This is a genomic window from Pseudostreptobacillus hongkongensis (assembly GCF_001559795.1).
GTDB classification, from domain to species: Bacteria; Fusobacteriota; Fusobacteriia; order Fusobacteriales; family Leptotrichiaceae; genus Pseudostreptobacillus; species Pseudostreptobacillus hongkongensis.
In genome coordinates this window covers 1-328 of sequence record NZ_LOHY01000026.1, presented here as the reverse complement: position 1 = coordinate 328, position 328 = coordinate 1, and the positions used below count along the sequence as shown (strand labels likewise).

1 protein-coding gene is annotated in these 328 nt (G+C 39.3%); it reads right to left on the bottom strand.

The window, feature by feature from the left end; genetic code table 11:
• Nucleotides 1-134 (bottom strand): TfoX/Sxy family protein (locus AYC59_RS08480; protein ID WP_211259982.1); only part of this gene is annotated, 134 nt, incomplete at its 3' end.
• Nucleotides 135-328: the final 194 nt, after the last annotated feature.

Below are 328 nucleotides of genomic sequence, written 5' to 3'. Positions count from 1 at the left end.
TCAGAAACCATCGCAAACACCGTGTCGTCAACGGTCAGGCTGTAACTACCAAACAATGATCGGTATTCAATTGTGCCCAACGTTGCCAGGTATTCTTGTGATTTATAGATCCGCTTATAGGAGAGGCTTTTCATAAAATTCCTTTTAAAATCATAACATAAAAGAATGATTCACATTAACGGATCCGTTAACTACGAAAATAGGCAACTTATTCTTAAGGGGCAAGATTAATTTATGTTTTCCCGCCACCAACGCCAAAATTTGCGAGGCTCTTTCCGAAAATAGGGTTGATCTTTGTCGTCACTGGATGTACTGTACATTCATACAG